The 7,005-nt window shown below is 65.0% G+C and carries 7 protein-coding genes and 1 pseudogene; 2 read left to right on the top strand and 6 right to left on the bottom strand.

The genetic code is table 11. From position 1 onward, the window contains the following. Window positions 1-114: 114 nt before the first annotated feature. From GYA94_RS17465 to GYA94_RS17450, 4 genes are all read right to left on the bottom strand, one after another. The gene (locus GYA94_RS17465; protein ID WP_249122029.1) at window positions 115-1,533 is read right to left on the bottom strand and encodes an efflux transporter outer membrane subunit; all 1,419 of its coding nucleotides are present in this window, start codon (window positions 1,531-1,533) and stop codon (window positions 115-117) included. Between the two features lie 103 nt (window positions 1,534-1,636). Then, entirely contained in the window at window positions 1,637-2,347 is a 711-nt protein-coding gene (locus GYA94_RS17460; RefSeq protein WP_161892771.1) for an AraC family transcriptional regulator, read from the bottom strand. A gap of 171 nt (window positions 2,348-2,518) precedes the next feature. Beyond that, complete coding sequence (locus GYA94_RS17455; RefSeq protein WP_161892770.1) at window positions 2,519-2,899, bottom strand: cupin domain-containing protein; 381 nt, start codon at window positions 2,897-2,899, stop codon at window positions 2,519-2,521. 71 nt (window positions 2,900-2,970) lie between these two features. After that, window positions 2,971-3,792 carry an AraC family transcriptional regulator gene (locus tag GYA94_RS17450; protein WP_161892769.1) on the bottom strand — a complete coding sequence of 274 codons (822 nt, stop codon included), beginning with the start codon at window positions 3,790-3,792 and terminating at the stop codon, window positions 2,971-2,973. A 158-nt stretch (window positions 3,793-3,950) separates the two neighbouring features. Here GYA94_RS17450 and GYA94_RS17445 point away from each other — a divergent pair. Further along, a pseudogene (locus GYA94_RS17445) lies at window positions 3,951-4,262 on the top strand (LysR substrate-binding domain-containing protein); the annotation flags it as partial. Window positions 4,263-4,277: 15 nt separating this feature from the next. Here the strand turns inward: GYA94_RS17445 and lysA are convergent. After that, entirely contained in the window at window positions 4,278-5,510 is a 1,233-nt protein-coding gene (gene lysA / locus GYA94_RS17440; protein WP_009684030.1) for a diaminopimelate decarboxylase, read from the bottom strand. A gap of 132 nt (window positions 5,511-5,642) precedes the next feature. Between lysA and GYA94_RS17435 the strand changes: the two genes are divergently transcribed. Further along, entirely contained in the window at window positions 5,643-6,548 is a 906-nt protein-coding gene (locus tag GYA94_RS17435; RefSeq protein ID WP_029887872.1) for a LysR family transcriptional regulator, read from the top strand. Between the two features lie 28 nt (window positions 6,549-6,576). On the opposite strand, the gene GYA94_RS17430 is transcribed toward GYA94_RS17435, so the two are convergent. Next, complete coding sequence (locus GYA94_RS17430; RefSeq protein ID WP_161892768.1) at window positions 6,577-6,930, bottom strand: hypothetical protein; 354 nt, start codon at window positions 6,928-6,930, stop codon at window positions 6,577-6,579. Between the last annotated feature and the right edge of the window lie 75 nt (window positions 6,931-7,005).

The following is a 7,005-nucleotide window of genomic DNA, read 5'->3' as shown; positions in this document are numbered from 1 at the left end:
ATAGAATCTCCCACAGGGACCGCGCTGGCCTTGGCGTTTGTTACAGGGCAGCCACTCCCTGATCATTGAAAAGGCTCTCGGCCCAGCGCGGTCCCTGTGGGTTGTTGCTGCGCGCTACCACCGCCCACCCAGCGCGCGGAACAGATTGACCTGTGCCTGCGCCAGGCGCCCTTGGGCCTCGACCTGGCTGGCGCGCAGGCGGATCAGTTCGCGTTCGCTGTCGAGCAATGCCAGGCCGTCCACCGTGCCGGCGCGGTAGTTGTTCTGGGCCAGGGCAAAGCCCCGCTGGCTATGGCCAAGCGCTGCCTCCAGTGCCTGCAGGCGCTGCCGCTCACCGGCGTAACGCGCCAGGGCCTGGCGCACGTCTTTCAGCGCATTCAATGCCACGCCCTGGTAGCGGGCGACCTGCGCCTGCTGCAATGCTCGGGCCTTGCCAACCCGAGCGCGATTGGCCTTCAGGTTGGGGAACTGCCAGTGAATCAGCGGGCCGATACCGAACATCACCGCGCGGCTGTCGCCGAGGTCGGCCAGGTGAGCGGCGGAGGAGGTCAACGAGGCGCCGAAGCTGACCTTCGGGTACAGGTCCGCCCGGGCGATTTCGGTCTCCAGCGCAGCAGCCCGCAGTTCCCGTTCTGCCTGGCGCAGATCCGGCCTTCGCTCAAGCAGGCGCCACCCATCGCCAAGCGGTAGCGGCACCGACACCGTGGGGATGGCGCTGCAGTCGCCTACCGGTGCCGCAGCCGCCTGGCCACTGAGCATGGCCAGTTCGTAAAGCGCCATCTGCCGCCTGGCAACGAGCATCGGCAGTTGCGCCCGCACCTGCTCACGCAAGCCCAGCAGGCGCTCGCTGTCGAGCGCCGTTGCCACGCCGGCCTGTTGCTGGCGTTCACTCAGTTGCACGCTGTGCTCGAGGCTTTGCAACGACTGCCTGGCCTGGGCCAGGCGTGCGCCATACACGCATTGAGCCAGGTAGGCGCGGCTGGTCTGGGTGACCACCTGCAGGCGTACCAGGTCCCGTGCTGCAGCGCTGGCATCGGCTTGAGCGCGGGCACGCTCGATGGCCGCACGTACCTGGCCCCAGACATCCACCTGGTAGGCCAGCTCGATGCCGGGGCTGAATTGCCATTGTGACGGCGCATGGCTGTCAGTGGCCTCGGCCAGGGTCTGGTCATCGGCGCTCTTGCCATAGGTTGCGCCAACCTCCACGGCAGTGGCGGGCCAGCGGCGCGCGTCGAATTCACCGATACCCGCCAGCATGGCCTGCACAGTGGCGTCTGCTTGGGCCAGGTCCTGGTTATGTGCCAGGGCCAGCTGTACCCAGTGGTTGAGTTGCGGGTCCTGGAACAGCGCCCACCATTGCGCGGGTAACGGCTGCTGGCTGACCCCCGCCGGCAGGTCGGTCAACGGGTTTGCCTGCAGCACGGGTGGCGGCGCGGCGGGGGCCTGCTGCCGCGTGCACGCCGTGAGGGCACCGAGCACGGCGAGCGTGGCGCCCAGCCGGGCAGCAAAGGGAGAAAAGTGCAGTAAAGGCATCACACAGGTCACTTGAAGGGAGTGATGCGAGGTTAACCAGGGATGGGGAAGCGGCGCTGTCGCAAGCAGGACAAGCCTGCGCGCAAGCGGGCCAACCTGCTGTTCAGTGACCGCGTGTGAGGTTGTGCTGCCAGTCACTCGGCGCGTAGCCGAGGATGCGCTTGAACATGGCGGTGAACGCGCTTGCACTTTGGTAACCGTGCTCTAGCGCCACGTTGAGAATCGGCTGCCCCTGCGCCAGGCATTGCTGGCTGAGCATTACCCGCGCGCGGGCGCGCCACTCGCCATACGACATGCCCAGTTCGCGTTGAAACAGCCGCGCCACGCTGCGCGCACTCAGGTTCAACTGCGCGCCACACTGCGCCAGCGTCAGGTCCTGGGCCGGGTCCTGGAGAAAGCCCTCGCACCAGGCACGCAAGCGCGGGTGCGAGGGCGTGGGCACGAAGGCATGGATGCGCCGAGCGGCGGACAACTCGTTCAGGATCAATGCCCGCGCATGCTCGCCGTAACGCCGGTCGAGCATGCGTGACGCGGCCAGGATCAGTTCGCGCAACAAGCCGGATACCACGATGACCTGGCAGCACGCGATGCCGGCGTCGAGCAGCAACGTGCGCATGCTCACCACGCCCTGCATGCGGATGGCGTGGCTGACCCCGGCAGGCACCCACAGTGCATGCCCGCCGGGGATCACCCAGTCGCCTCCCGCGCTGCTGACGCGCATTACCCCGCTGGCGGCATAGATCAGCTGGTCTTCAGCGTGGCAATGGCTGGCGACCTGGTCGCCGTGGCAGTAGTCCATTTCCAGTGTTCGCATTCAAGGCACCCTCGATATTGGATCCAATTATACGGCGGTGGATTTTCATCGGGTTGCGATGGTAGGCATGGAAAAGGGGTGAGCAAGACGCAAAATGGCTGTTTGGCAGTTGAACGTGGTGAATTATTGCCAGGCGAGTGCTACGCACAACAAATAGCGCGGCTTCTCTTGTCAGATCCAGACATCATTGACCGCGGTGCGCTCGCCGCCTTCATGCCCGGTGTTCAGAATGCCGCGGGGCTCGATCATCATCAGTTTCGCTTCGCCCTCTGCGGCTGTCCTGTGTTCGATACCGCGCGGCACGACGTACAGCTCACCGGGGTTGACGTACACACAGCCATCGGGCAGATTGATGCGCAAAACACCCTCCAGCACCAGAAACGCTTCGTCGGTTTCCGGGTGTGCGTGCCAGATGAATTCGCCTTCGATGCGCACCACCTTGAACTGGTAGTCGTTCATTTCGGCAACGACCCTGGGGCTCCACTGCTGCTCGATCAGCGACGCTTTGTGCAGCAGGTTGGCAGGCTGGGAGGGGATACGGGCTTCAGACATGACAATTCCTCGTTGAGTGGAGTGGCCAGCCTAACGGTCTGCAACATGGGCATCTTGTACGATCCTGCAAGTCAGCGGGTGGGGCGCAGGCGCTCCAGCCAGCGCAAGGGCGGCACCCCATAGCAACGGGTGAAATGCCGGGTCATGTGGCTTTGGTCATGAAAGCCGGCAGCAAGCGCCGCATCGACCAGACTGAACCCGTCGACCACCATGCGCCGCAAACAGTCCAGGCGGCGCAAGGTGACGAAGCGGTAGGGGCTGGTGCCGTACAGCGTGCGGAAATCACGCGACAGGCTCCAGCGCTCGCGGCCGCTGGCCTGTTCGAGCATGTCCAGGGTAATGCTCTGGTGCAGGTGCGCCATGATGAAAGCTCTGGCACGTTCGGCGGCTTGGTAGTCCAGGCGCTTGCGCCCGCGTGGTTTGCCGCCGACCGCCAACAAGGCCATGGCCAGGTCGTACAGGGCGTCCTGCTGCTCCAGCGGCTCCAATGGGTGGTCCACGGCCTGTACCAGCGCCTCGCTAGCCTGGTACAGCCGTGGGTCGCTGGACAGCCCGCCAGCGATGAAGGGCAGCGGCTGGCCACCCAGCACGTTCTGGATCAGGGCCGGGTCTACGTACGCCATGCGGTAGCGAAAGCCTGCGTTGGTGCCGGCCATGCCGTCATGCAGCTCGTCCGGGTGCAGCACCAGGGTGTTGCCGGGTATGCCGTGGCGCAGCGAGCCCTTGTAATGGAAGCTTTGCACGCCGGCCAGGGTTCGCCCGACCGAGTAGGTATCGTGGCGATGCGGGTCGTAACCGTGGCTGCCGAACCAGGCCTCGATACGCTCGATGCCGCCCGGCTGGTCGCTGCGGATTACCCAGTCGGACGGTGGCGGGTCAGCTCTACGGTTCATCGCGGTGGGAGCCTGGGCGGAGCACGGCTGGGGCGGCCGTGAGGGGACGAGAAGCAAGGGTAACCGGACTGTCCGCTGTCGGGCAATCGGGTCGCCGCCAAGGGCCGCCCTGCCAGGTTATCTACCAACGTTGACTCGACCAGGGTGCTTGTCGGTGCTCGCCCACGGCCAATACCCAGGGTGTAGTCGATGACTGGCTCAAGGAGTTGGGGCGCGAACGCCAGGTGGTGTTGTCGGTGCCGCAATTCAGTACGCTGCCGGCGATCCTGGCCGGTACCGAACTGCTGGCCTGCTGCCCCGACTACGCGGCCCAGGGGATGGAGCGCTGGGGCAACCTGCAGGCCGAGCAACTGCCGTTCGCCGCCACGGCGCTGGAGCTGGCCATGGTCTGGCTGAGCACTACCGACAATGACCCGGCCGAGCGCTGGCTGCGCGGCCGCCTCGAGCACTACATGGGCGGTATGGCCTAGCCGGCAGAAGGGTGCTTAAAGGCCCGCTTCCAGATCCAGCAGGTCCTGCACGGTCTGCCGCCGGCGGATCATCCGCAGTGCACCGTTCTCGATCAGGAACTCTGGCAGCAGTGGCCGGCTGTTGTAGTTGGACGACATCGATGCGCCATAGGCCCCGGCATCGTGAATTACCAGCAGGTCGCCCACCTGTGCTTGCGGCAGGTCTTGCGGGGTGAGTTCCTGGTCGTCCTGGGTGAATACGTCACCCGACTCGCACAGCGGCCCGGCCACCACGGTTGGCTGGCGTGGGCGCTCCACCGGCTGGCCGTTGGCATCGAGCAGGGTCATGCCGTGGTAGGCGCCGTACATGGCCGGGCGCATCAGGTCGTTGAAGCCGGCGTCGATCATCACGAAGGTATTGCGCCCCACCTGTTTCACCGCCCGTACCTCGGCCACCAGGTAGCCGCACTCGGCCACCAGGAAGCGGCCGGGTTCGATCTCCATACGCACCGGGTGGCCGAGCATCGCTTCGATTTCCTTGCGTGCCACTGCCCAGGTCTGGGCGTAGCGCTGCAGGTCGACCGGCTTGTCGCTGCTGCGGTAGGGGGTGGAAAGCCCGCCCCCGATGGAAAACGCCTCGATGTCCACCCCCAGGCGGCCGACCAGTTCGATCATCGAGCGGGCTACCTGTTCCAGGTGCTGGTAATCCACGCCCGAGCCAATGTGCATGTGCACGCCGACCAGGTGCAGGCCGTGTGCCTTGATCACGCCCAGCGCTTCGTCCAACTGCTCATGCCAAATGCCGTGCTTGCTGTTTTCACCGCCGGTGTTGGTCTTGCGGCTGTGGCCGTGGCCAAAGCCGGGGTTGATGCGGACCCACACGCGGTGGCCAGGGGAGCGCTCGCCCAGCTGGCGCAGCATGTCGATGGAGCCGGCGTTCACTTCGATCTTTTCTGCCACCACCCGCTCCAGGGTAGGCCGGTCCAGTGCATCGCAGGTCAGCACCACGCCGGCCGGGTCGCCCTGAACGCTGGCGCCGGCAGCGAAGGCCCGCTCCATCTCGCCCAGCGACACGGCGTCCAGCACCAGGCCGTGGCCGCGCATCAGGCGCAGCACGTGCAGGTTGGGGTTGGCTTTCTGGGCGAAGCGTACGGTGTCGAACACCTTCAGCTGTTCGACACGCTCTGCGATGGTGCCGGTGTCGTAGGCCCACAACGGCGAGCCATGTTGGCGCACTGCCTCGGCCAGGAGGGTGAAGGGTGTTGTCATGTTGGCGCTACTCGCTCAGGTGATACCAGGAATGAAAGCAGGATGCGATAAAGCAGGAATTCAGAAAAATAGCTTTTTTTCTGTCGGCCATTCATATCTGATATGGCCATTGTCATTACGCAGGGCGTTGCCGTGAAATTGTCCGTCCGCCATATCGAAGTGTTCCGCGCCATCATGGCGGCGGGCAGCGTCACCGCCGCAGCTCGCCTGCTGTTCACTTCGCAGCCCACCGTCAGCCGCGAGCTGGCCCGGCTGGAGCAGGTCACCGGGCTGAACCTGTTCCAGCGCGAAGGTGGGCGGCTGGTGCCGACAGCCCAGGCACTGCTGTTGATCGAGGAGGTGGAGCGCGCCTATGTCGGGCTGGAACGGATCGACCGCTTTGCCCAGGCCATTCGCAATTTCGAGCAAGGCCGGTTGGCCATCACCTGCCTGCCGCTGTTCTCGCAAACCCTGCTGCCCAAGGCCTGCCAGCGCTTCCACCAGCAGCACCGGGGGGTGAGTGTGAGCATTCTGGCCCAGGAATCGCCGTTGCTGGAGGAGTCCCTGGTGGCCCAGCAGCACGACCTGGGCCTGACCGAGGTCGAGCAGATACCGCGCGGGGCGTATGGGGAGCGGCTGTTCAGCGCCAACATGGTGTGCGTGCTGCCCGAACACCACCCGTTGCAGGCCAAGGCCGAGCTGGCGTTGAGCGATTTTCACGAAGTCGATTTCATCAACCTGGCCAGCCTCGACACCTACCGCCAGCAACTGGACCAGCACTTTCGCGCGGCGGGTGTGAACCGCCGCACGGTGATCGAGACGACCAGTGCGGCCTCGGTCTGCGCCATGGTGCGCCAGGGCCTGGGGGTTGCCATCATCAACCCGCTGAGCGGGCTGGAGGCCGCGCAGGGCGGGCTGCCGATCCGGCCGTTGCGGGTGTCGGTGCCGTACCAGGTGATGCTGATCCGCCCGGATCATCGGCCGGCTTCGGCTGCGGTGGAGCCGTTTTGTGAGGCATTGCGGGCGCAGGCTAAAGCAATGCAACAAGCGCTGGCATGAGCAGGGGCGACGCGCGGCGTATGAAGCCCTAAAGCTCGCAGACGAAGGTGCCAGTGCCGGCCAGGATGTTCGCCAGGGTTTCCTTCACCTCATCCAGGTCACTGAGGTCGCTGGTCAGGTTGATTTCCAGCACCTCATCCCCCTTCAGCGCATCGCGGTCACCGGCGGCCACTTCGATCAGCAGGCGCTTGGCACTCAAGGTCACTTTCAGCCCGTCCAGCGTCGACGGCTCGTCATCCAGGGTCAGGTCGACGGTGTCTTCGTCCGGGTAGCGGGTAAGCAGGAACATCTGGCCCTTGTCGCTGTGGCAGCACAGGGTCGCCATGTTGTCTTCCTCGTCATCGCAAGGGGTGGCGAACAGCAGGGCGGTGTTGATTTGCATGAGCAGGCTCGGATCAAAGGAAACGGAAGGGAATTCTGACAGTCTTGGCTACATGCATAAACGTAAAGTTACCGC

Origin of the sequence: Pseudomonas juntendi, assembly GCF_009932375.1 — a bacterium.
In the GTDB taxonomy this organism is placed as follows: Bacteria; Pseudomonadota; Gammaproteobacteria; order Pseudomonadales; family Pseudomonadaceae; genus Aquipseudomonas; species Aquipseudomonas juntendi.
This window is presented reverse-complemented; position numbering and strand designations above follow the sequence as displayed.